Source organism: Halomonas aquatica (assembly GCF_040196335.1).
Classification (GTDB): Bacteria; Pseudomonadota; Gammaproteobacteria; order Pseudomonadales; family Halomonadaceae; genus Halomonas; species Halomonas aquatica.
The window spans coordinates 588,096-610,615 of record NZ_JBEGCJ010000002.1; the positions used below are offsets into that span (position 1 = coordinate 588,096).

Below are 22,520 nucleotides of genomic sequence, written 5' to 3' on the forward strand. Positions count from 1 at the left end.
GGGCCGCCAGCCTGATCAATCGACGAGGCGGCATGGATCATGTCGCATGTATCGCCGCCTCCAGGTCTTCGACCGGCACCGGTCGGCTGAAGAGGTAGCCCTGGAAGAACCGGCAGCCGTGTGCCATCAGCCAGGCCCGCTGGGCCTCGGTCTCGACCCCCTCGGCGATCACCTGCAGTTGCAGGCTCTCGGAAAGCGCGATGGTGCTGGCGACGATGGCCGCACTGGCCTCGTCCTCCAGCAGGTCAAACACGAAGGACTGGTCGATCTTGAGCTGATCCAGCGGCAGGCGCTTGAGGTAGGAAAGCGAAGAGTAGCCAGTACCGAAGTCGTCGAGGGCGAAGGTCACGCCGTGCTCCTTGAGTGACAGCATGGTCTCGCGGGCGTCGTCGCGGTCGCGGACGAACAGGCTCTCGGTCACCTCGAGCTTGAGTCGCTCAGGCCGGGCTCCCGTTCGCGTCAGGATGGCCAGCACCTTCTCGGCAAGACCGCCCTCGCGAAACTGTTGGGAGCTAACGTTGACCGAGAGCGTCAGGTCGGCCATGACGGGGTCGGCGGCCCAGGCCGCCAGCTGTCGACAGGCGGCCTCCAGCACCCAGGCGCCGATGGGCAGGATCAACCGATTCTCCTCGGCCAGGGGGATGAAGTCGCCAGGCGATATCATGCCGCGCGTCGGATGCTCCCAGCGCACCAGCGCCTCGGCCCCGACCAACTTGCCGTCGTCTCTCACCTGGGGCTGATAGTGAAGCAGCAACTCGCCCCGAGGCAGTGCCTGGCGCAGGTCCGCCTCGAGCCGGGCACGCCGCTGCAGCTGTTCCTGCGTGGCGGGGTCGAAGAAGCGCAGGGTGTCGCCCCCCGCCTGCTTGGCATTGAACAGCGCTATGTCGGCCTTCTGGAGAATCTGCTCCAGGGTCGTCTCGTGATCAAGATAGAGGGTAATCCCCAGGCTGGCGGTCACCTCCACCTCCACCTCCACCTCGTCTTCATTCAGGCGAACCGGTTCCTGGAGCACGCCAAGCAGCTTGTGCGCGATCCGCTCCACCACCACCGCCACCTGAGTCTGGTTGCGGCCGATGTCGTGCAACAATATGGCAAACTCGTCGCCAGCCAACCGCGCCAGGGTATCGGTCTTGCGCAGCAACTTCCCCAGCCGCCAGGCGACCTGCTGAAGCAGGTGGTCGCCGGCCAGGTGGCCATGGATATCGTTGACCTGCTTGAAGTTGTCCAGGTCGAAGAAGAGCAGCGCACCGAACTGGCCGGTGCGGTCGCTGTCATTCAGCTCGCCCTCCAGGCGATCCAGTATCAAGCGGCGGTTGGGCAGCCCGGTCAGGGGATCGTAGAAGGCGAGCTGGTGGATCTCCTTCTCGGCCGCCTTGCGCCGGGTGATGTCGCTGAAGGTCGCCACATAGTGGGTCAGCTCGCCGGCCTCGTTGCGCACCGCGCTGATGGTGAGCCACTCGGGGAAGACCTCTCCGCTCTTGCGCCGGTTCCATATCTCGCCCTGCCAGCTGCCGCTCTGCTGCACGCTCTTCCAGAGCTCCTGGTAGAAGGCATCGTCATGACGTCCGGAGCTTAGCAGGCTGGGATTGTGCCCCAGCACCTCAGACTCCTGGTAGCCGGTGATGCGGGTAAAGGTCTCGTTGACCCTGATGATCGCGCCCTGATGATCGGTGATCATCATCCCCATGTGGGTCTCGAAGGCCATGGCGGAGATGCGCAACTGGGCCTCGGCCGCCCGGGCGCCGGTCACCTCGCGCACCACGGCCAGCACGCCGCTGAAGGCCCCACCCTCCTCGGCCAGCGGGCTGATGACCGCATGGAAATCACGAGGCACGCCGCCCAGGGAGACGCGATATTCGAGCTCCACGGGTTCGCCGCTGGCCCGCAACTCGTCCAGGGCCTGGTCTAACTGTCGTGCCACGTCCGGCGACAGGACGTCGCGGTAGTGGCGCTGCAACATATCGTCGACGTCTGCGATCAGTTGATCCCGCTCCACGGAATGGACATAGACGAAGCGCCCCTCGGCGTCGAAGACGAAGATCATGTCCTGGATCGAGCCGACCAGGGCCTTCAACCGCGCCTCGCGCTCCTGCAACGACCGCCGGGCCTCTTCACGCTCCACCAGGCGACAGCGAAGCTCGGCTCCCAGGCGCCGCAGACCGAGATAGTGCTGCAGTAGCCACCCGCCTAGCGCTGCCGTCCCCAGGAAGACGCCGCCCAACAGCCAGATCCGCTGCCACCAGCCGACCAGCAGCACCTCTAGCTCCTCGCCGACCACCACCAGCAGGGGCAGATCGGCCACACGCTGCATGGCATAGAGCCGCTCGCCGCCATCCAGCGGCGAGACGGCACGCAGGGTCGTCGATGCCTCGCCGCTATCAAGGAAGGCCCGGGTCTGCGGCTCCCGAACCGGCACGCCGAGCACTCCCATGGGGCCACGATCATCGAAGGCAGGCCGTCGGGTGATCAGCTGCATGTCGGTGTCGAGGATGGCGATGCTCTCCCCTCGGGTCATGCCCAGCCGCGCCAGCGACTCCCCGAAGATCGCCGGGTTCAGCCACATCACGACCAGGCCACGGGGGCTGCCGCCAAACCATTCCAGGCGACGGGCATGCGCCATCAGGAAGCCCTGGTTCACGGCCGGCCGGTAGAGCGGGGACACCCATTCATGCAGGTCGTCATCCTGCTCGAAGGCCTGAAAATAGGGCGAACCGGTGACATCAAATCCGGGGGGGGATAGAGAGCTGGAAGAGGCCAGCAGCCTCCCTCCCAAATCGACGATACCGATACGCTCGATCAAGGGATATTGGTTACTGTCCTGGCGAAGCAGCGCCTGGATGGCCGAGTCATTGTCCTGGCGTGCCAACAGCGCATTGCTGAAAGGGGTCTCGAGCAACTGCACCAGGCTCGAGAGCGAATGTTCGCTGGCATGGAAAGTACTGGACACCCATTCGGCCACCAGGTCGGCCCTCGCGCCGGTGCGGGCCCGGGCGCCATCGAGCGCACGCTGACGGTGGTCGATGAGCACCCAGACAAGGAAAGCGGCCAGCGCCAGCATCGCCAACAGGTAGATACCGATGGCTTGTCGCCGGGCCCGAAATTGCCGTTCGCCGGCCACGCCTGGGGAGCCTGTCATGCCAACGATGTTCCTTGTGTCGAGCGGGCACACCGTTGTGCCGAATTGTTTTTCATTGTTCTTACCATAAGGTCGCCGGTCCTGCTAGCGCCTTCGCCCGTTCACACCGGTATGCCACTCCCGAAGGAAGGCATTGAAGCGGCGGCCCGCAGCGGCCACCCTGAAGACACTCGCCGATCACCGGACGACACCGGAAAGCCCTTGCCATGGATGATGTCGCCAGCGATTTCCTCACCGCCAATGAACCCGCCATCCGCTTGGGCGTGGCGCTGCTGCTGGGCGCGCTGATCGGCATCGAGCGCGGCTGGGTCGCCCGGGAGCAGAAGTCCGGCGAGCGCATTGCGGGGATCCGCACCCACTCGCTCGTCGGCCTGCTCGGCGGCATCGCCGCCATGCTCTCGCAGACCCTCACCGACTGGGCCTTCCCGCTCATCTTCGTGGCACTGGCCGCCATCAGCCTGGTCGCCTGGCGTGCGAGACTGACCCAGCACCATGACTACAGCATCACCGGCCTGGTGGGCCTGCTGCTGACCTTCTGCTTCGGAGCGGTGGCGGTAGGTATCGACCTGGCACTCGCCACCGCCGGCGCGGTGATCACCGCCGTGATCCTCGACAACAAGCACGAGATACATGGCCTGCTGAACAAGCTGCAGGCCCACGAACTCGACGCCGGCCTCAAGCTGCTGCTGATCAGCGTGGTGATGCTCCCCCTGCTTCCCGATCGTGGCGTCGGGCCCTCGCAGGTACTAAACCCGTACGAGATCTGGTGGATGGTGGTGCTGATCGCCTCGATCTCCTTCGTCGGCTATTTCGCCATGCGTGTGGGCGGCGCCGAGAAGGGCATCTTGTTCACCGGGCTCTTCGCCGGCCTCTCCTCCTCCACGGCACTGACCCTGAACTTCGCCCGGATGTCCCGCCAGAACCGCGAGATCGAGGCGATGCTGGCCGCCGGCATCCTGCTGGCCTGCGGCACCATGTTCCCGCGGATCCTGATCTATGCCGCAGTGATCAGCCCGGGATTGCTGCCCCGGTTACTGCTGCCGATCACGGTGATGGGACTGATGCTCTACCTGCCAGCGATCCATCTCTGGCGCCGCCATCGACAGGCCCTCAAGGTCGACATTCCGACACCGATCCAGAACCCCCTGGAACTGCGTACCGCACTGCTGTTCGGGGGGCTGCTGGCGCTGATCATGATGCTTGGCGAGTGGCTGCGCGACTGGCTGGGCGAGGCCGGCATCTACCTACTGGCGGCCTCCTCGGGAATGGCCGACGTGGACGCCATCACCCTGTCGTTGACTCGCATGTCGCTGGAGCGCATCACCCCCTCCACCGCGGTGCTGGGAATCGTCATCGCCGCCACGGCCAACAACCTCATGAAGTCGGGACTGGCCACGGTCCTCGGCACCAGGCCGCTCGGCAAGCGGGTCGCCCTGCCGATGGTCGCCTCGATGGTGGCGGGGCTGGCGCTGGCCTGGCTGGGGTGAGGCAGGGCCGCTCCCCCCGTGGGTCTGCTTGAACGCGGGCAAGGGAGACCTCTCCTTACTTACTGACTGACTGTCGTGTCGTGTCGTGTCGTGTCGTGTCGTGTCGTGTCGTGTCGTGTCGTGTCGTGTCGTGTCGTGTCGAGATAGCTCCCGGCACGACTTGTCTCAGGTCAAGCCGGCACCATGGCGGGCGGGCGGGAACAGACCCGCGGACTACGCTGGAAGAAGACAAGAATTCACGAGGTCGCCACTCATGGAGATTCTCCGCAAGAGTCGCCGCGAGGCCCAGACAGCGGTACTGGACGATTACCCGAAGACCTGCGCGAGCTTCTCCTGGGACGAGGCCCGGGAGTGGCTCGACGGCCTGCCCGACGGAGGCGGGTTGAATATCGCCCACGAGGCTGTGGACCGCCATGCCTTCGGCGAGACAGGCGAACGCACCGCGATCCACTGGCTCGGCAAGGCAGGGGCGCGACGCGAGATCAGCTACCGCGAGCTGGCCGCCCTCAGCAGCCGCTTCGCCAATGTGCTCGACGACCTGGGGGTGACCCACGGTGCCGGCGTCTTCCTGCTGGCCGGGCGGATTCCCGAGTTGTACCTCGCAGCGCTGGGAGCGCTGAAACATGGTGCCGTGGTCACTCCACTGTTCTCCGCCTTCGGCCCCGAGCCCATCGCGACCAGGATGACCCTGGGCGAGGCCCGGGTGCTGGTGACCACCACCAGCCTCTACCGTCGCAAGGTGGCCGCGATCCGTGACCAGCTTCCATGCCTCGAGCACGTGCTGGTGGTCCGCGACGACGACCTCGAGGCGCTGCCAGAGGGCACCCAGGAGCTCGGCCCGCTGCTCGACTCGGCCTCCCCCGACTATGTGATCCCGGCTACCGACCCCGAACAGCCGGCCCTGCTCCACTTCACCAGCGGCACCACCGGCAAGCCCAAGGGGGCAGTTCACGTCCACCAGGCCGTGGTCGCTCATCACGCCACTGCCCGCTTCGCCCTCGACCTGCGCGCGGGTGACGTCTTCTGGTGCACGGCCGATCCCGGCTGGGTCACCGGCACCTCCTACGGCATCATCGCCCCCCTCTCCCTGGGTGCTACCCTGGTGATCGACGAGGCGGAGTTCGATGCCGAGCGCTGGTACCAGATACTGGAGAGCGAGGCCGTCAGTGTCTGGTATACCGCGCCCACCGCCGTGAGGATGATGATGAAGGGTGGCTCGGAAAATGCCCGCTCCCGGACCTATCCATCGCTGCGCTTCATCGCCAGCGTCGGCGAGCCGCTCAACCCCCAGGCCGTGCACTGGGGCGTGGAGGCCTTCGGGCTGCCGATCCATGACAACTGGTGGCAGACCGAGACGGGCGGGATCATGATCGCCAACTTCGCCAGCATGGCCATCCGACCCGGCGCCATGGGCAAGCCGCTGCCCGGCATCGAGGCCGCCGTGCTGCGCCGCCTGCCTGATGGCAGCGTCGAGCCGGTTGACCATCACGACGATGAGGGCGAGCTCGCGCTGCGCGTCGGCTGGCCCTCGATGTTCCGTGGCTACCTGCACGAGGAAGCGCGTTACCGTCGCTGCTTCGTCGACGACTGGTACCTGACCGGCGACCTGGCCCGCCGCGACCTCGATGGCTACTTCTGGTTCGTGGGTCGCGCCGACGACATGATCAAGTCTGCCGGCCACCTGATCGGTCCCTTCGAGGTGGAATCGGCGCTCATGGAGCATCCGGCAGTGGCCGAAGTCGGTGTGATCGGCAAGCCAGACCCGATGATAGGCGAGATCGTCAAGGCCTTCGTGTCCCTGAAACCCGGCCATGAGCCCAGCGAGTCACTGCGCCGCGAGCTGCTCGGTTTCGCCCGCCAGCGTCTCGGCCCCGCGGTGGCACCCAAGGAGATCGACATCCAGCCCTCGCTGCCCAGGACCCGCAGCGGCAAGATCATGCGTCGCCTGCTCAAGGCCAGGGAACTGGGCCTGCCCGAGGGTGACACCTCGACCCTGGAGACCATCCGATGACCGCCCCGGACACTCGAGAAAGCCCAAACACCAAACAAGGCCCCGACATCCGTCCCGCCATCGGCGCCGCCGGCCTGGATGACCCCGACCGCGCCCGGGCGCTGCTGTGGCAGATGGTGCGCATCCGCCGCTTCGAGGAGAAGTGCGCCGAGCTCTACAGCGCCGGCAAGATTCGCGGTTTCCTGCACCTCTATATCGGTGAGGAGGCGATCGCTGCCGGCGCCATTCCCGCCCTGCGCGACATCGACAACGTACTGGCCACCTACCGCGAGCACGGCCATGCACTGGCCCGGGGGTTACCGCCCGGCGAGATCATGGCCGAGATGTACGGCAAGCAGGAGGGCTGCAGCCGAGGCCACGGTGGCTCCATGCACCTGTTCGACGCCGGCCGACGCTTCGTCGGCGGCAGCGCCATCGTGGGCGGCTCCCTGCCGCTGGCGGTGGGCTTCGCCCTGGCCGACAAGCTGGCCGGCCGCGACAGCGTCACCGCCTGCTTCTTCGGCGACGGCGCCGTGGCCGAGGGGGAGTTTCATGAATCGCTCAACCTGGCCACCCTCTGGCAGTTGCCGGTGCTCTTCCTGTGCGAGAACAACCTCTACGCCATGGGCACCGCCCTGGAGCGACACCAGTCTCAGTCCGATCTGGCCGCCAAGGCCGCCGCCTACCAACTGCGGAGCGAGGCGGTGGACGGCATGGACGTGGTGGCGGTGGCCCGGGCCACCGAGGCCGCGCTGGAGTATGTGCGCGGCGGCCAGGGGCCGATGTTCCTGGAGTATCGTACCTACCGATTCCGCGCCCACTCGATGTTCGACCCGGAGCGCTACCGCGACAAGGAGGAGGTGGCGCAGTGGAAGCAGCGCTGTCCCGTCGAGACCTTCGCCCGGGACGCGGTGGCATGCGGGCTGCTCGGAGCATCGGTGCGCGACGAGATCGAGCGCGAGGTGGCCGAGGAGATCGACGCCGCCGTGGCCTTCGCGGAGGAGGGCACCTGGGAGCCGGTGGAGAACCTCTGCCACGACGTCTATGCCCGGGAGGTGCGCCCATGACCACCCAGACGATCGCCTACCGCGAGGCCTTGCGTCAGGGGCTGCGCGAGGCCCTGATCCGCGATGAGCGGGTCTTCCTGATGGGCGAGGACGTGGGTCGCTACGGTGGCACCTACGCGGTCAGCCACGGCCTGCTGGAAGAGTTCGGAGAGGCGCGCATCCGCGACACCCCGCTCTCGGAGTCCACCTTCACCGGAGCCGGCATCGGCGCGGCCCTCAACGGCATGCGCCCCATCGTCGAGATCATGACGGTGAACTTCAGCCTGCTGGCCCTCGACCAGATCATGAACAATGCCGCGACCCTGCGACACATGTCCGGCGGACAGTACAACGTCCCCGTGGTGATCCGCATGACCACCGGCGGTGGCCGCCAGCTCGCCGCCCAACACTCACACAGCCTGGAGGGCTGGTATGCCCATATCCCCGGGCTGCGCATCGTCGCCCCCGCGACCCACGAGGATGCCCGCGGGATGCTGCTGGCTGCCCTGGAAGACCCCGACCCGGTACTGATCTTCGAGCATGCCCTGCTGCTGAATGCCGAGGGAACGGTCGAGGGCGAACCGCACCCCATGGAGCTCGACCATGCCGCCATCCGCCGCGAGGGCAGTCAGGTCAGCCTGATCACCTACGGCGGCATGCTGCACAAGACCCTCGCGGCCGCCGAGCAGCTGGCCGCTGAGGGCATCGACGCCGAGGTGCTCGACCTGCGCACCCTGCGCCCACTGGACGACGCGGCGATCATGGCCAGCGTGGCGAAGACCCACCGGGTGGTAGTGATCGACGAGGGATGGCGCAGCGGCAGCCTGTCGGCCGAGATCATCGCCCGCATCAACGAGCAGGCCTTCTTTGAGCTGGATGGCCCGCCGGTGCGGGTCTGCAGCCAGGAGGTACCCGTGCCCTACGCCAAGCACCTCGAGGATGCGGCGATCCCCCAGGTCGAGGATATCGTCGTCGCCGTTCACGGGTTGCTCGGCTGAAGGCTGGGCGAGGCAAAGATAGGCAGATAGAGAGGGATGCACGCATGAGCGAGTTCCACATGCCCTCGCTGGGGGCCGACATGGAGAGCGGCACCCTGGTCGAGTGGAACGTTCAGCCGGGTGACCGGGTCGAGCGCGGGCAGATAGTCTGTGTGGTGGAGACCCAGAAGGGGGCCATCGACGTGGAGATCTGGGAGAGCGGGATCGTGGAGCGGCTGGCAGTGGAAGAAGGCCAGAAGGTCCCCGTGGGCGAGGTGCTGGCGGTGATCCGAGGCGCGGGCGAGGAAGCCGGAAAGGAGACACCGGCTGGACAGCCGACGCCAGCACCCGTCCCTGACGCCTCAGGACCCGGCCAAAGGTTGCGCATCTCTCCCGCCGCGCGCAAGCGGGCCGACGAGCTGGGGCTCGACCCGGCGAACCTGACCGGCAGCGGATCCGACGGAAGCATCACCCTGGCCGATGTCGAACAGGCCGCCGCGACGCCTGAGCCCGAGCCAGAGGCACCGGCCCCCCAGACGCCAGCAGGGCGCCCCACAGCCGGTCATGAGGCCCACGCTGCCATGCGCCAGGCCATTGCCGCCGCCATGACGCGCTCCAAGCGCGAGATTCCCCACTACTACCTGGGCAACACCCTCTGCGTGGAGCCGGCCCTCTCCTGGCTTGCGGCCTACAATGGAGAACGCTCGGTGGCCGAACGGCTGATCTTTCCAGTGCTGCAGCTGCGCGCCGTGGCGATGGCGCTTCAGGAGGTGCCGGCACTCAACGGCTGGTTCATCGACGGCACCTTGCGCGCCGCCGAGGGGGTGCATCTCGGCGTTGCCATCGCCCTGCGCGGCGGAGGCCTGGTGGCCCCGGCGCTGCATGATGCCGACCGGCTGGCCCCGGACGCCATGATGGCCGCCCTTCGCGACCTGCTGACGCGCGCCCGCCAGGACCGCCTGAGAAGCTCGGAACTCACCGATGCCGGCCTGACGGTGACCAACCTCGGTGACCTCGGCGTGGACAGTGTCCAAGGCGTGATCTACCCACCCCAGGTGGCACTGGTCGGCTTCGGGCGCACCGCCGAACGGCCCTGGGTGCGCGATGGTCAGGTCGTGGCCGCCCCCTGCCTGCAGGTGTCGCTCGCCGCCGACCATCGGGTCACCGATGGCGCCATCGGCGCCCGCTTCCTGGCCCGACTCACCGACCTGCTGACGGAGCCCGACCGCCTATGGCCCCCCTGAGCCGCGACACCCTGCGCGACACCCTGCGCGACACCGTCACCGACGCCATCCTGGCGGTGGCCCCCGAGGCCGACCTCGACGCCTTGCCCCCCGGCCGACCGTGGCGAGAGCAGATCGAGATCGACTCCTTCGACTTCCTCAACATCCTGGTCGACCTCGAGAAGCGCCTCGGCGTCAGCGTGCCGGAGAGCGACTACCACGAGCTCGAGACCCTTCAGGGCCTGCTCGACTACCTGGAGAGCCGGCTGGCCGGCTGAGGATCCCCCACCCCACCGCGGGTATCGAGGCCCAGGAAGCCGCCGGACTGGCGACGCCACAGGGCCGCATAGAGCCCATCCCGGGCCAGCAGCTCGTCATGCCGGCCGGTCTCGACGATGCGGCCATCGTCGATCACCACCAGCCGGTCGAGCATGGCGATGGTCGACAACCGGTGGGCGATGGCGATCACCGTCTTGCCCGCCATCAGGGCGTAGAGCTGTTCCTGGATGGCCGCCTCCACCTCCGAGTCCAGCGCCGATGTCGCCTCGTCGAGCACCAGGATCGGCGCGTTCTTGAGCAGCACCCGGGCGATGGCGATGCGCTGGCGCTGGCCCCCCGATAGCTTCACGCCGCGCTCGCCGACATGGGCATCCAGGCCGCGCCGCCCCTCGAGGTCGACCAGTTCCTCGATGAAGGCGTCGGCGTGGGCACGGTGCACCGCCCGGCGGATGTCCGCCTCGCTGGCCTCGGGGCTGCCGTAGCGGATGTTGTCGCGCACCGAGCGATGCAGCAGCGAGGTGTCCTGGGTGACCATGCCGATGTGGCGCCTGAGCGACTCCTGGGTCACCTCGGCGATGTCCTGGCCGTCGGTCAGGATCCGTCCGCCCTGCAGGTCGTAGAAGCGCAGCAGCAGGTTGGCCAGGGTCGACTTGCCGGCCCCCGAGCGACCGATCAGGCCGACCCGCTCCCCCGGGGCGATGGTCAGGTCGAGGCCGTCGAAGACGCGCCGGGTCTCCCCTGTCGTTTGCCCCGCCGCCTGCCCATAGCCGAAGCGCAGCCCCTCGAGACGGATCTCGCCCCGCGACACCGACAGCGCCCGGGCATCCGGGGCATCCAGCACCGCCGGGGTACGGGCGATGGTGTTGATGCCGTCCTGCACGGTGCCGATGTTCTCGAAGAGACCGGCCACCTCCCAGAGGATCCAGTTGGACATGAAGCGGATGCGCATCACCAGGGCGATGGCCACCGCGATCGCGCCCAGGGACACCGCCTCCAGGGACCAGGCCCCGATGGCCGTGGCGGCGACGCCGGCCAGCAGCAGGGAGTTGAGCATCGTCAGGGAGAGCGTCAGCTGGGTGGCGAGGCGCATCTGGCGATGCACCGTGACCAGGAAGCGCTCCATGGCATCGCGGGCATAGTCCTGCTCAAGTCGGGTGTCGGCAAACAGCTTGATGGTCTGGATGTTGCTGTAGCTGTCGACGATCCGTCCGGTCATGCGTGCCCGGGCATCGGCCTGGTCCATGGAGACCCGCCTGAGCCGCGGCACGAACACCCACATGATCGCCACATAGCCGGCCAGCCAGGCGCCGAGCGGCGCCATCAGCCAGGGCTCTGCCTGGCCCATCAGCAGCATGGCGCCGGCGAAGTAGACGAGGACGTAGACCATCAGGTCCATCAGCTTCATCACCGTCTCGCGGATCGCCAGGGCCGTCTGCATGACCTTCTGGGAGACGCGCCCGGCGAACTCGTCCTGATAGAAGGCCAGGCTCTGGCGCAGCATGTGCCGATGCGCCAGCCAGCGGCCCAGCATCGGGTAGTTGCCGAAGATGCTCTGGTGGGTCAGCAGCGACTGCAGCAGGGTCAGCAACGGAAGGCCGACCACCACCAGCGCCGCCATGCCCGCCAGGCGCCAGCCGTAGTCGGCGAAGAAGCCCTCGCGCTCGGCCCCGGCGAGCCAGTCCACCAGCTCACCCATGTAGTGGAAGAACAGAACCTCGGCCGCCGAGATCAGGGCGGTGACCAGCGACATGGCGATCAGCAGCGGCAGAACCGGCCGCGAGAAGTGCAGGATGAACGGCAGCAGGCCCCGAGGCGGAACCTCCGGCTCGCCTTCCGGGTAGGGATTCACGAGGGACTCGAAGAAGCGGAACATGCAGGCCTCTGATGCGCCGCCGGGGCCCGGCGGGCGGAATGCCACCGGGGCCCGAAGGCCGCGGAATTCTCTCAGGATGGCCCCTCAACCTGCGCGTCGCCACCCTCCCGGCCCTCGGCCGGGAGGCAGGCGGACTCGAACAGCCGACGACAGCGTCCGTTCAAGTGAGGGGCAGTGCCCATCGGATGACCAATGACCCAGGCCCCCTCATTACTGGCTGCCCTGTCGCCCGGGCAGCACGACCGTCTGGGTCTGACCGCCGTAGCCGTGTTCCTGGTCACGCCCCTGGACGGTCACCCGCTCGATATCGGCGGGAATCTGCACGCCGGAAAGCCGGCGCGTGAAGGGCTGCTCGTTGGCATGGTCATGCAGCAGCTCGCGCACGCCAAGTACCTCGCCGTCCGGTCCCTGCACCCGGAAGGCATCCGCATAGCGCGACGGCGAGTCGTAGGGTGAGGAGAGGGTCGCGTCGAAGTGGAAGCGGTTCTCGCCCGCACGATCCACCTCGACGCCGATGACATCGGGAAAGCGCTGGATGTCACCGGCCATGACGCTGCCCGTCAGCAGCAGGGCCAGTGCGGCCAGCGGGACCTTGAAGGTTCGCATCATGTCCTCCGGCATATCAGGAAAGGGGAGTGTCATGAGGCAGCTACAACCCCAGCTCGCTGAGTCCGGGGTGATCAAGGGGGCGAGGACCCTGAGGCCAGTGAAACAGACGCTCGGATTCAGTGATCGGCAGGTCATTGATGCTCGCGTAGCGTGTTTTCATCAGCCCCTGCTCGTTGAACTCCCAGTTCTCGTTCCCGTAGTCGCGATACCAGCTCCCCGCGTCATCGCACCACTCGTAGGCGAATCTCACGGCGATTCGATGGCCGGTGAACCCCCATAGCTCCTTGATCAGGCGATATTCATGCTCGCGTTCCCACTTGCGGATCAGGAACTCGACGATCTGTGCCCGCCCGTGGGGAAACTCGGCACGATTGCGCCAGCGGCTGTCCGGGGTATAGGCAAGGGACACCTTTTCCGGGTCGCGACCGTTCCAGGCATTCTCGGCCAGGCGTACCTTCTGCTCGGCGGTCTCGCGGGTGAACGGCGGCAAGGGTGGCCGTATCTCGGATGATGTATCAGCACAGGCCATGAATGGGCTTCCCTAAAGGTCCAGCGTGAGTGTATCGGCGTTGCACGTGCGGAGTAGCGTCGTGTCGCCTCCTTGGTGCCGGGGATGAGACCACATCATGACAGCAACCCCACCTCGATGATGATAATACCCGTGAGGCGTTGGCCCCATCGGAAACGCGAAGTGGCCGCCCCCTGTTGCCAGGGGGCGGAGCTTGATACTGGAGGGGCGTCGGGGACAGGTCGTAGAGGGGGTCCTATGCCATGGATGGCATCGGTAGCGCCCATGGAAGGGTTCACAGCGCCCCTCGCGGAGCTTTCGACGAATCCGCCCCGAGCGATGTACTAGTATGGGTTACCAGGTCAGGCAGATCTTGCCGAAGTGGCGGCCGGCTTCCTGGTGGCGGAAGGCGTCGGCGATCTCGGCCAGCGGGAACTCGCGGTCGATCACCGGCACCATGCCGTTGGCCTCGACGGCGCGGATCATCTCCTGCTGCTGGCTGCGGCTGCCGACGATCAGCCCCTGCAGGCGCGCCTGCTTGGCCATCAGCTTGGCCGTGGGCACCTCGCCACCGCGACCGGTCAGCACACCGATCAGCGAGATATGGCCGCCGATGCGCACCGCCTCGATGGACTGGGACAGGGTGCCCGGGCCACCCACCTCGACCACGTGGTCGACGCCCCGGCCGTCGGTAAGCTCCTTCACCTTGCGGCCCCACTCGGGCTCGTCGCGGTAGTTGATGACATGCTCGGCGCCCATCTCGCGCAGTTTCTCGAGCTTGGCGTCGGACGACGAGGTGGCGATCACTCGCGCGCCCATCATGCGGGCGAACTGCAGGGCGAAGATCGACACGCCGCCGGTGCCCAGCACCAGCACGGTATCACCGGCCTTGAGGCCACCGTCACCCACCAGCGCCCGCCAGGCGGTCAGCCCGGCGGTGGTCAGGGTTGCCGACTGAGCGTGGGACCAGCCTTCCGGCTGACGGGTGAAACTGGTCGCCGGGCGCACCACCGCCTCGCGGGCATAGCCGTCGATGCCGTCGCCCGGCACGGTGGTAAAGTCGCCGTGGCGCGCCGGGCCATCCAGCCACTCCGGGAAGAAGGTGGAGACCACCGCATCGCCGACGGCAAACTCGCTCACGCCCTCGCCGACCGCCTCGACCACTCCGGCACCATCCGACATCGGAATGCGGCCGTCTTCGGTGGGCATCACGCCGGCGACCACACCGTAGTCATGGAAGTTGAGCGAGCTGGCGTGCAGCCTCACGCGGATCTCGCCGGGGCCGGGTTCGCCGGGTGCCGCCTGCTCGCCGAGTTCGAGCTTGTCGAGCCCGCCCGGGGCCTTGAGAGTGACGACCTGCATGCTGCCTCCTGATTCAGCTCAATTAATAGCTTGCTAACGTACTCGACAGTGAGGGCACTCGCGCGAGTTTTAAGCCCGCTCGTGCAATTGCCAGTCGTTGTCGGTGAGCGGCTGCCCGCCCTCGGGCGTGACAAGCACGGTATCGCTGAGGCCGATGCCCCACTGGCCCGGCAGCCGCAGGCAGAGCGGCAGGTGGAAGACCATGTCGGCCTCGAACTCGCGGTCCTGGCCGCGGGCGATGTAGCCGGTCCCCTCGACCCAGCTGGGCGGGAACTGGGCCCCCACCGCATACCCAAACACGCCCGAGAAGAACGCCCGGTCAACATGGGGGGCCAGCACGGCCTCGGCGGCCCGGGCCGCATCGTCGAAGGAGTGCCCGGGGCGCATGTTGGCGGTCAGCGCCTCGAACATCCCGCGACAGACATCGCGCAACGCCTGCATCTCGGCGCTGGCCCGGCCCGCCACGGCGGTACGCATCATCGGCGCGGTATAGCGTTGGTAGGCGGAACCGAACTCCAGGAACACCGGCTCGTCCGCGGCAATCACCTGTCGCTTGTGGTTGACGTGGATGATGCTGATGCGACGGCCGGTGGTCACGATGGGCTGCAGGCTCATGAACTCGCTGCCTGCGGCCAGCAGGGCCCGGCTGCCCTCCGCCGCCACCTCGTTGTCGGTGACGCCGGGGGCGATGACCGCCATGGCCGCCTCAAGACCGATGGCGGTGATCCGCGCACTCTCGCGCAGACAGTCGAGCTCCGCCGGCGTCTTGACGATGCGGAGTCGGTCGAGAAGCTCCCCGCCGTCATCGCGGAAGCGCCCGACACCGAGGCGGGCCTGCAGCTCGCGGATGACGCCATGGCGCAGGCCGGCCCCGAAGGCGTCCACGCCGATGGCCTGGAACGGCGCGAGCACCTCGGCCAGCGGATCGATGACCTCCTCCATCCCTTCCCAGCGATAGCCCAGTATCTCGTCCACCCTGGCCGTGACCACGGCCGGACCGGTCTCGATGGAAGGCACCTGCAACACCAGCCGGTCGGCCGAGACCACCAGGCAGGTGAACACCGAGACCTCGAAGGTGTGATAACCCGTCAGATAGAAGATGTCGGCGGGATCGGTGAGCAGCAGCGCCTCGAGCCCGGCACCCCGCATGGCCTGTCGTACGCGACGGCGACGGGCGTCGAACTCCTCGGGGGCAAAAGGCAACTCGCTCTCGGCGAGGCAGTCGGCCAGGGCATGGCGGTAGGCGTGGTGATCCATCTAATGAGACTCCAGGGGGAACGAGGTTCCCTGGCAGTGTAGCCGTGACGGGCGCCAAGACACCGCGGCGGGCAGGAAAATATCCCTGTTACCGTCCGCGTCGGTTTCGTAGAATCCAGCTTCGTGTTTCGACGCCACAGGACAATGCAATGGGCAGGGCCTTCCAGAACCGCAAGGAATCCATGGCCAAGACGGCCGACGCCAAGACCAAGGTTTACAGCAAGTATGGCCGCGAGATCTATGTCTGCGCCAAGCAGGGGGGCACCGACCCGGCGGGAAACCTTTCCCTGCGCGGCCTGATCGAGCGTGCCAAGAAGGACCAGGTGCCTTCCCACGTGATCGACAAGGCGCTGGACAAGGCCAGCGGCGTGGGCGGCGAGGACTTCTCTACGGCGCGCTACGAGGGTTTCGGACCGGGAAACTGCATGGTCATCGTCGACTGCCTGACCGACAACCCGAATCGCACCTTCGGCGACGTGCGTGCCTGTTTCAACAAGGCCAAGAGCAAGCTCGGCACGCCGGGCAGCGTCAGCCACATGTTCGATCACTGCGCCATCCTCGCCTTCCCGGGCGATGACGAGGAGGCCACGCTGGAGGCGTTGATGGAGGCCGACGTCGATGTCACCGACATCGAGAACGAGGAAGGGCACATCACCGTCTTCGCCCCTCATACGGAGTACGCCAAGGCCAAGCAGGCACTGATCGATGCCTTCGGCGAACTCGAATTCGAGGTCGACGAGATCCAGTTCGTCCCCCAGACCGTGACCCCGGTCGAGGGCGACGACGTGGCGATGTTCGAGAAGCTGCTCGACACCTTGAACGACCTGGACGATGTGCAGAACGTCTTCCACAACGCCGAGATCCAGCAGGAGGCGTGATGCGGGCTTCCACCGCCGCACTCCGACTACGGCCGGCCCTGGGGGCCGGCCGTAGTCATTGAGGGGCATGGGTGTCACGCCATGCCGTGGTGGTTCATGAAAGGCCGTGGTGGTTCATGGAAGGCCGTGGTGGTTCATGAAAGGCCGTGGCGAATCATGCAATGGGATGCCCAGGAACGCTCAGTCACGCGCCCCGACGGGCACCATCAGGTGCTGGTAGTCGGTGCCTTTCCACATCACGTAGGGGCCGCCATTGTCCGGGTCGGTCGGGTAGCCCTCTAGCAGCGCCGCCGGGGCGATGATCATCAGGTGCGGCCCTTCCTTAATCCACTCGTTGTCGTCCGTCATCCCCTCGGCGTAGGGGTCGACATTGCTCGCCCCTTCGTCGCCGGCCAGCATGTAGGCGATGCCCATCGACCCGGCCTCGAACGGCTGCTTGCTCTGCCAGGCCTTAGCCCAGTGCATCCAGGCCTCGTCGAGGCACAGCGGCGCCGTCCCCGTCATGCTCGGCGGCGTCGGCATGCAGGTATAGCCGTTGTCGCCCTCCTGCAGCACATTGCCTTCCCAATCGACCACCTGGGCCCCGCTCTTCATGCCCGGCCAGGTGGCCGCCAGGGCGTCATCGACCATCGCCTGGTCGGCCATGACCACACCACTCCCGGCCAGGCTCGCCAGCAGCGCGACCAGGCCCGGTCCGACCATCCATTTCATACCACCATGCAGGTTCTTCATTGCAGCTGTCCTCCCTTACGCGCTAGGGAGCATCACCGCGGTGGCCGCGCCGTCAGGCAGGTCATCGCCGGCAGGGCAAAAGCCCTCCCGGAAATCCGGGGCTCTCCCTTTGCGGCTTCATCGCTTTCGCGATGATTAAGTACAGCCCCAAATGCTCACGCCAACCAGTGGAAGGGGGGCAAACCAGTAGTGGAAGGGGGAAAAACCAGTAGAAAGTATCACCCGACACATCGAAAGACGGCAGGCGTCCGGGGCATGGTCGGCTCCTTTACCTCGTGGCGAAGGCAGGGCCAGACAGCAGAAACCCGCCTTATGGCGGGTTTCGGGAGAGCGGTGGGTAGCGCCAGCATCATCGTTCGTCGTGGGACTCCCGCCAGGCCTCCGCGGCCTCCTCCACGCCGGGCTCCCGGTCGCCGTCCAGCGCGGCCCGACGCTCGGCCTCCTCCTCGCGAACGTCATCGATCACGGTCATCAGCTCGTCCACATCAACGGTGCTGGTATCGTGCTCGAAGCAGCCGGTCAACTGGCTATCCGGGTGCAGGTCGCCGGCTTCATAGAGCGCCCAGATCTCCTTGCCGTAGTCGGTGGCCAGAAGCTCCGGGGCGAAGCGTCCGAAGTAGCGGCGCATGTTGTCCACGTCGCGCTCGAACATCCACTCGGCGCTGTTGTTGCCGGCGGCGTCCACCGCCTGGGGCAGGTCGATGATCACCGGCCCGTCGGAGGCCAGCAGCACGTTGAACTCGGACAGGTCACCGTGAATCAGGCCGGCACACAGCATCTTCACCACGTCGGCGAGGATCTTGGCGTAGTACTCGCGGGCTTCTTCGGCGCTCAGGGTCACGTCGTCCAGGCGCGGGGCGGTGAGACCCTCGGCATCGCTGATCATCTCCATCAGCAGCACGCCATCGATGAAGCCATAGGGCTTGGGCACCCGCACATCCGCCGCGGCCAGCCGGTAGAGGGCATCGACCTCGGCGTTGAGCCAGGCCTGCTCCTGCTCCTTCTGGCCGTAGCGCGTCTTCTTGGCCATGGCCCTGGAGCGGCGGCTGTTGCGCTCGCGGCGCCCTTCCTGGTACTGAACGGCCTGCTTGAAGCTGCGCTGCTTGGCTTCCTTGAAGACCTTGGCGCAGCGTCGCTCGCCATGGGAGCGCACCACGAACACCTGGGCTTCCTTTCCGCTCATCAACTGGCTCTCGACCTCGTCGATCAAGCCATCGTCGACCAGCGGTTGTAGTCTCTTCGGTATCTTCATAACGCCTGAACGGGGCCCTGCCTTGCCGGTGACGCGCCCTCGAACCAGGCGCCTGATACATCTTCTCATGATCGAGGCGGAAGCGTACATGCGGGCACGATCTCCCCCCCTCCACATGCCCATCTTGCCACGAGGCCAGGACGCCTGCTCGCGACAGGGCACAACACGACAGCGCCCGCCCGCGGCAGGACCGGGGGCGGGCGCAGGGTGAGTCACCGGGCGGATCAGGCCGGCTGTGTGTCCTTGAGGGTGGCCATGTCGATCACGAAGCGGTACTTCACGTCGCCCTTCTTCATGCGCTCGTAGGCCTCGTTGATGTTCTTGATGTCGAGCATCTCGATGTCGCAGGTGATGTCGTGCTCGGCACAGAAATCCAGCACTTCCTGGGTCTCCGCCATGCCCCCGATCAGCGAGCCGGCAAGCACGCGGCGCTTCATCACCAGGTTGCCGCCCATCAGGGCCGGATCCACTTCCTGCATCAAGCCGACCAGGATGTGGGTGCCGTCGTACTTCAGGGTGGCGAGGTAGGGATTGAGGTCATGGGGGACCGGCACGGTGTCGAGCAGGAAGTCAAACTGCTCGGCTGCGGCCGCCATCTGGTCGTCGTCGGTGGAGACGATGACGTGATCGGCGCCCTGCTTCTTGGCCTCGCCGACCTTGGCCTCCGAGCGGGTGAACAGCGTGACCTCGCAGCCCAGCGCCTTGGCGAACTTGACGCCCATGTGGCCCAGGCCACCCATGCCGATGACGCCGACCCGGTCGCCGGCCTTGACGCCGTAGTGGCGCAGCGGCGAGTAGGTGGTAATGCCGGCACACAGAAGCGGTGCCGCCGCGGCCGGATCGAGATTGTCGGGAACCGAGACCACGAAGCGCTCGCTGACCACCACCGAGTCGGAGTAGCCGCCCTGGGTCATGGTGCCGTCATGACGGTCCGGGCTGCCATAGGTCATGGTCATGCCTTTCAGGCAGTACTGCTCCAGGTCATCCTGGCAGGCACGACAGTGGCGGCAGGAATCCACCATACAGCCGACGCCGACCACATCGCCGACCTTATACCGGGTGACCTCGCTGCCGGCGGCGGTGACGCGGCCGACGATCTCGTGGCCCGGCACCAGGGGATACTTGCTCATGCCCCAGTCGTTGCGGGCGAAGTGCAGGTCGGAGTGACAGACACCGCAGTAGTCGATCTCGATGGACACATCGTCCGGGCGCGGCGTGCGACGCTCGAAGCTGAACGGAGCGAGGTCCGTCTCGGCCGAATGGGCGGCATAACCTTTGGCTTGATGGCTCATGGGTTCGGTGTGCTCCTGAGAGTGTGGGCTCATGCGGATGATGAGGGTCGACCATTATGGGGCTCCCGGCCCCTCTTCGCGACAGGCGATCCTGTGCGATGCTTGCCTATTCCTCCAGAAGCTGGCGCAGAACCTGCCGCTGCCCTTAGAGTGCGAGACCTTCGCCACCCCCGAGGCCCCGCTGCTTGGGCTTTCCACGCGCATCGATCCGGCGCTGCTCAGCGCCTCGTAGCGCTGACGAATGATCAGCTCCTCATGGCCCAGAGTCAGGGTAAGCGAGTCATCGGGGGATGATGGCTCCGCCATGAACGCCTCCTGATAGCAATGAGTGGGGACGCCCTGATGGCTAGCGGCTGATGCGACGGGCACGAAAGCTGCGCCCCTTGAGCTTGCCGTTGCCCAGCTGGTCGAGGGCCGCTCGGGCGACGTCGCGTCGCACGGCGACATAGGCGCTGTTGGCGAGCACCTTGATCTTGCCCACCTGATCGCCGGCGATCCCGCCCTCGCCGGTCAGGGCGCCGAGGATGTCGCCGGGGCGCAGCTTCTGCTTCTTCCCGCCACCGAGCTCAAGCGTCGTCATGGCCGGGGTGAAGGGTGAACGATCCAGCACCGCGCGGGAGGGCAACGGCTCCGTCTCGAGGGACTCGCCGAGGAAGTCGGCGAGTCGCGCCAACCGGTAGTCTTCCTGCTCGGCGACCAGGGTACAGGCCATTCCGGAGCCCCCGGCCCGACCGGTTCGCCCGATACGGTGGACGTGCACCTCGAGCTCGCGGGCGATGCGGTAGTTGAACACCGCGTCAAGGGCATCGATGTCCAGCCCCCGGGCCGCCACGTCGGTGGCCACCAGGATCGAGGCGCTGCCGTTGGCGAACAGCACCAGCAGGCGGTCGCGGTCGCGCTGCTCGAGGTCGCCGTGCAGCGCCAGGGCGCTGAAGCCCACCTCGTTGAGGGCATCGGCGACCTCGTCGGTCTCGCGCTTGGTATTGCAGAAAACCACGCTGGACGCTGGCCGATATTGCAGCAACAGACGGTGCAGCGCCTCGAAGCGGACCGATTCGTCGGCCACCCGGTAGAAGTGCTGGCGGATCGTGGTCTCGTCATGTGGCTCGGCCACCTCCACCGTGACCGGGTCACGCATGAGGCGTTCGGCGATGGGCCTTATGGCCTCGGCATAGGTGGCGCTGAACAGCAGCATCTGGCGGCTCGCCGGGGTCTCGGCAATGATCGCCTCCATGGCGGCCTGGAAGCCCATGTCGAGCATGCGGTCGGCCTCGTCCAGCACCAGGGTCTCCAGCCCGTCCAGCATGAGCCACCCCTTGCGCAGGTGCTCCTCCACTCGTCCCGGTGTGCCGACGACGAGGTGCGCACCATGCTCCAGCGAGGCGCGCTGTGGCCTCAGGGGGGCGCCACCGCAAAGGGTCAGCACCTTGACGTTGGGTAGGCTGCGCGCCAGGCGACGCAGCTCGCCGGCCACCTGGTCGGCCAGCTCCCGGGTCGGGCAGAGCACCAGACCCTGCACCGAGGAGTTCGAGAGCGAAAGCCGCGACAGCAGCCCCAGGCCGAAGGCCGCGGTCTTTCCAGACCCGGTCTTCGCCCGGGCGATCACGTCGCGCCCCGCCAGCATCGGCGGCAGGCTCTCGGCCTGGATCGGCGTCATGGTGTGATAGCCAAGCGTGGCGAGGTTGGACAACAGTTCCGGCGCCAGCGGCAGTGCGGCGAAGTCGGCAGAGGAATCAGACACGAGGATAGACCTGCAGGAGAAGGCGGACAGCGGGACAAGTCGCAAGGACACCGAGCGCCGTCGGGTGGAGCCATGGGAGCCATGATGGAAGGCGGCCATCGTAGCAGAAAGTGCCGTCCATCACCCGGATCGGACGTATTCACGCGGACACGCGGAACGGCCATGCCGAAAAGGCAACAGTTCATCTATAGTGAATATAACGATGCTCACGCCACCCGACGAGGGAGCCCGACCACCGATCATGTGCCTGGCGATACCCATGCAGATCACCCGCATCGACGGCGACACGGCGCGAGCGGCTTCCCGCGGCATCGAGCGCGATATCGACCTGATGCTGGTTCAGGACCAGGGCCTCGCCATAGGCGACTTCGTCATCGTGCATGTCGGCTACGCCCTGCAGCGGCTGGAACCCGATGATGCCCTGGCGACCTGGCGACTGCTCGACGAGATGGACGTCCCCGGCAACACGGATGACGACGGAGCCCCGGAAGGTGCATGAGCTGAGCCTGTGCCGGTCGTTGGTCCGCCAGGCCACCCGTGTCGCCGCGGAGCATGGCGCGCCGCGCATCCGACGTGTCTGTGTACGCTTCGGACCGCTCTCCGGCGTCGAGGCCGAGCTGATGCGCGAGGCCTTTCCGCTGGCCAGTCGCCATACCCCCGCCGAGGGCGCGCGGCTCGAGATGACGACCTCGCCGGTTCGGGTCCACTGCCCCCGCTGCCAGCGGGAGGCCGACGCCAGCGTCAACGACCTGACCTGTCCCCGCTGTGGCCACTGGCAGACCCGACTGACTGGTGGCGACGAACTGCTGCTGGTCAGCGTCGACCTCGCCGGGCTGCCCGACCTCCCCCTCGAGCCCCTAGTCCATCCGATCCCATAG

General features: G+C 66.8%; 20 protein-coding genes. 10 read left to right on the top strand and 10 right to left on the bottom strand.

Features of this window, described 5'->3' with window-relative positions:
- Window positions 1-37 precede the first annotated feature (37 nt).
- A complete protein-coding gene (locus ABE960_RS05915) occupies window positions 38-3,136 on the bottom strand; it encodes a bifunctional diguanylate cyclase/phosphodiesterase (RefSeq protein ID WP_349761298.1) in 3,099 nt (1,032 codons plus the stop codon).
- A gap of 206 nt (window positions 3,137-3,342) precedes the next feature.
- Between ABE960_RS05915 and ABE960_RS05920 the strand changes: the two genes are divergently transcribed.
- The 6 genes from ABE960_RS05920 (at window position 3,343) to ABE960_RS05945 (ending at window position 10,137) form a co-directional block, all read left to right on the top strand.
- Window positions 3,343-4,623 carry an MgtC/SapB family protein gene (locus tag ABE960_RS05920; protein ID WP_349761299.1) on the top strand — a complete coding sequence of 427 codons (1,281 nt, stop codon included), beginning with the start codon at window positions 3,343-3,345 and terminating at the stop codon, window positions 4,621-4,623.
- A 253-nt stretch (window positions 4,624-4,876) separates the two neighbouring features.
- The gene (gene acsA, locus ABE960_RS05925) at window positions 4,877-6,634 is read left to right on the top strand and encodes an acetate--CoA ligase (RefSeq protein WP_349761300.1); all 1,758 of its coding nucleotides are present in this window, start codon (window positions 4,877-4,879) and stop codon (window positions 6,632-6,634) included.
- Window positions 6,631-7,680, top strand: coding sequence for a pyruvate dehydrogenase (acetyl-transferring) E1 component subunit alpha (gene pdhA / locus ABE960_RS05930; RefSeq protein WP_349761301.1), 1,050 nt, complete (start codon window positions 6,631-6,633; stop codon window positions 7,678-7,680). The genes acsA and pdhA overlap by 4 nt, the downstream gene beginning before the upstream one ends.
- Window positions 7,677-8,657: an alpha-ketoacid dehydrogenase subunit beta gene (locus tag ABE960_RS05935; protein WP_349761302.1), complete on the top strand. Its 981-nt coding sequence runs from the start codon at window positions 7,677-7,679 to the stop codon at window positions 8,655-8,657. The genes pdhA and ABE960_RS05935 overlap by 4 nt, the downstream gene beginning before the upstream one ends.
- Window positions 8,658-8,701: 44 nt before the next feature.
- Window positions 8,702-9,880, top strand: coding sequence for a dihydrolipoamide acetyltransferase family protein (locus tag ABE960_RS05940; RefSeq protein ID WP_349761303.1), 1,179 nt, complete (start codon window positions 8,702-8,704; stop codon window positions 9,878-9,880).
- Entirely contained in the window at window positions 9,868-10,137 is a 270-nt protein-coding gene (locus ABE960_RS05945; protein WP_349761304.1) for an acyl carrier protein, read from the top strand. Before ABE960_RS05940 ends, ABE960_RS05945 begins: the two co-directional genes overlap by 13 nt.
- Here the strand turns inward: ABE960_RS05945 and ABE960_RS05950 are convergent.
- From ABE960_RS05950 to ABE960_RS05970, 5 genes are all read right to left on the bottom strand, one after another.
- Window positions 10,110-12,011 (bottom strand): ABC transporter ATP-binding protein, encoded by a 1,902-nt coding sequence (locus ABE960_RS05950; protein ID WP_349761305.1) that lies wholly within the window; start codon window positions 12,009-12,011, stop codon window positions 10,110-10,112. The two genes, ABE960_RS05945 and ABE960_RS05950, sit on opposite strands and share 28 nt — an antisense overlap.
- A gap of 210 nt (window positions 12,012-12,221) precedes the next feature.
- Window positions 12,222-12,617: a hypothetical protein gene (locus tag ABE960_RS05955; RefSeq protein WP_349761306.1), complete on the bottom strand. Its 396-nt coding sequence runs from the start codon at window positions 12,615-12,617 to the stop codon at window positions 12,222-12,224.
- A 43-nt stretch (window positions 12,618-12,660) separates the two neighbouring features.
- On the bottom strand, window positions 12,661-13,110 hold the full coding sequence (locus tag ABE960_RS05960) for a nuclear transport factor 2 family protein (RefSeq protein WP_432765343.1): 450 nt from the start codon (window positions 13,108-13,110) through the stop codon (window positions 12,661-12,663).
- Between the two features lie 372 nt (window positions 13,111-13,482).
- Window positions 13,483-14,490, bottom strand: a complete 1,008-nt coding sequence (locus ABE960_RS05965) for a zinc-dependent alcohol dehydrogenase family protein (RefSeq protein WP_349761308.1) — start codon at window positions 14,488-14,490, stop codon at window positions 13,483-13,485.
- Between the two features lie 69 nt (window positions 14,491-14,559).
- Entirely contained in the window at window positions 14,560-15,747 is a 1,188-nt protein-coding gene (locus ABE960_RS05970; RefSeq protein ID WP_349761309.1) for a M24 family metallopeptidase, read from the bottom strand.
- A gap of 149 nt (window positions 15,748-15,896) precedes the next feature.
- On the opposite strand from ABE960_RS05970, the gene ABE960_RS05975 reads away from it, so the two are divergent.
- Window positions 15,897-16,625, top strand: a complete 729-nt coding sequence (locus tag ABE960_RS05975; protein ID WP_349761310.1) for a YebC/PmpR family DNA-binding transcriptional regulator — start codon at window positions 15,897-15,899, stop codon at window positions 16,623-16,625.
- 180 nt (window positions 16,626-16,805) lie between these two features.
- On the opposite strand, the gene ABE960_RS05980 is transcribed toward ABE960_RS05975, so the two are convergent.
- The 3 genes from ABE960_RS05980 to ABE960_RS05990 all read right to left on the bottom strand — a co-directional run bounded on the left by ABE960_RS05980 (window position 16,806) and on the right by ABE960_RS05990 (window position 19,901).
- Entirely contained in the window at window positions 16,806-17,357 is a 552-nt protein-coding gene (locus ABE960_RS05980; RefSeq protein ID WP_349761311.1) for a hypothetical protein, read from the bottom strand.
- A 349-nt stretch (window positions 17,358-17,706) separates the two neighbouring features.
- Window positions 17,707-18,609 (bottom strand): PA4780 family RIO1-like protein kinase, encoded by a 903-nt coding sequence (locus tag ABE960_RS05985; protein WP_349761312.1) that lies wholly within the window; start codon window positions 18,607-18,609, stop codon window positions 17,707-17,709.
- Window positions 18,610-18,833: 224 nt separating this feature from the next.
- Window positions 18,834-19,901: an NAD(P)-dependent alcohol dehydrogenase gene (locus tag ABE960_RS05990; protein WP_349761313.1), complete on the bottom strand. Its 1,068-nt coding sequence runs from the start codon at window positions 19,899-19,901 to the stop codon at window positions 18,834-18,836.
- A gap of 31 nt (window positions 19,902-19,932) precedes the next feature.
- Between ABE960_RS05990 and ABE960_RS14850 the strand changes: the two genes are divergently transcribed.
- The gene (locus ABE960_RS14850) at window positions 19,933-20,133 is read left to right on the top strand and encodes a hypothetical protein (RefSeq protein WP_432765344.1); all 201 of its coding nucleotides are present in this window, start codon (window positions 19,933-19,935) and stop codon (window positions 20,131-20,133) included.
- Window positions 20,134-20,247: 114 nt separating this feature from the next.
- On the opposite strand, the gene dbpA is transcribed toward ABE960_RS14850, so the two are convergent.
- Complete coding sequence (dbpA, locus tag ABE960_RS06000; RefSeq protein WP_349761314.1) at window positions 20,248-21,642, bottom strand: ATP-dependent RNA helicase DbpA; 1,395 nt, start codon at window positions 21,640-21,642, stop codon at window positions 20,248-20,250.
- A gap of 202 nt (window positions 21,643-21,844) precedes the next feature.
- Between dbpA and ABE960_RS06005 the strand changes: the two genes are divergently transcribed.
- Window positions 21,845-22,141, top strand: coding sequence for a HypC/HybG/HupF family hydrogenase formation chaperone (locus ABE960_RS06005; RefSeq protein WP_349761315.1), 297 nt, complete (start codon window positions 21,845-21,847; stop codon window positions 22,139-22,141).
- The gene (locus ABE960_RS06010; protein WP_349761316.1) at window positions 22,134-22,520 is read left to right on the top strand and encodes a hydrogenase maturation nickel metallochaperone HypA/HybF; all 387 of its coding nucleotides are present in this window, start codon (window positions 22,134-22,136) and stop codon (window positions 22,518-22,520) included. Before ABE960_RS06005 ends, ABE960_RS06010 begins: the two co-directional genes overlap by 8 nt.

Excerpts from the sequence above, each read along its gene's own strand:
- ABE960_RS05915 (WP_349761298.1), bottom strand. The coding sequence starts at position 3,136 with ATGACAGGCTCCCCAGGCGTGGCCGGCGAACGGCAATTTCGGGCCCGG.
- ABE960_RS05920 (WP_349761299.1), top strand. The coding sequence starts at position 3,343 with ATGGATGATGTCGCCAGCGATTTCCTCACCGCCAATGAACCCGCCATC.
- acsA (WP_349761300.1), top strand. The coding sequence starts at position 4,877 with ATGGAGATTCTCCGCAAGAGTCGCCGCGAGGCCCAGACAGCGGTACTG.
- pdhA (WP_349761301.1), top strand. The coding sequence starts at position 6,631 with ATGACCGCCCCGGACACTCGAGAAAGCCCAAACACCAAACAAGGCCCC.
- ABE960_RS05935 (WP_349761302.1), top strand. The coding sequence starts at position 7,677 with ATGACCACCCAGACGATCGCCTACCGCGAGGCCTTGCGTCAGGGGCTG.
- ABE960_RS05940 (WP_349761303.1), top strand. The coding sequence starts at position 8,702 with ATGAGCGAGTTCCACATGCCCTCGCTGGGGGCCGACATGGAGAGCGGC.
- ABE960_RS05945 (WP_349761304.1), top strand. The coding sequence starts at position 9,868 with ATGGCCCCCCTGAGCCGCGACACCCTGCGCGACACCCTGCGCGACACC.
- ABE960_RS05950 (WP_349761305.1), bottom strand. The coding sequence starts at position 12,011 with ATGTTCCGCTTCTTCGAGTCCCTCGTGAATCCCTACCCGGAAGGCGAG.
- ABE960_RS05955 (WP_349761306.1), bottom strand. The coding sequence starts at position 12,617 with ATGCGAACCTTCAAGGTCCCGCTGGCCGCACTGGCCCTGCTGCTGACG.
- ABE960_RS05965 (WP_349761308.1), bottom strand. The coding sequence starts at position 14,490 with ATGCAGGTCGTCACTCTCAAGGCCCCGGGCGGGCTCGACAAGCTCGAA.
- ABE960_RS05970 (WP_349761309.1), bottom strand. The coding sequence starts at position 15,747 with ATGGATCACCACGCCTACCGCCATGCCCTGGCCGACTGCCTCGCCGAG.
- ABE960_RS05975 (WP_349761310.1), top strand. The coding sequence starts at position 15,897 with ATGGGCAGGGCCTTCCAGAACCGCAAGGAATCCATGGCCAAGACGGCC.
- ABE960_RS05980 (WP_349761311.1), bottom strand. The coding sequence starts at position 17,357 with ATGAAGAACCTGCATGGTGGTATGAAATGGATGGTCGGACCGGGCCTG.
- ABE960_RS05985 (WP_349761312.1), bottom strand. The coding sequence starts at position 18,609 with ATGAAGATACCGAAGAGACTACAACCGCTGGTCGACGATGGCTTGATC.
- ABE960_RS05990 (WP_349761313.1), bottom strand. The coding sequence starts at position 19,901 with ATGAGCCATCAAGCCAAAGGTTATGCCGCCCATTCGGCCGAGACGGAC.
- ABE960_RS14850 (WP_432765344.1), top strand. The coding sequence starts at position 19,933 with ATGCGGATGATGAGGGTCGACCATTATGGGGCTCCCGGCCCCTCTTCG.
- ABE960_RS06005 (WP_349761315.1), top strand. The coding sequence starts at position 21,845 with ATGCTCACGCCACCCGACGAGGGAGCCCGACCACCGATCATGTGCCTG.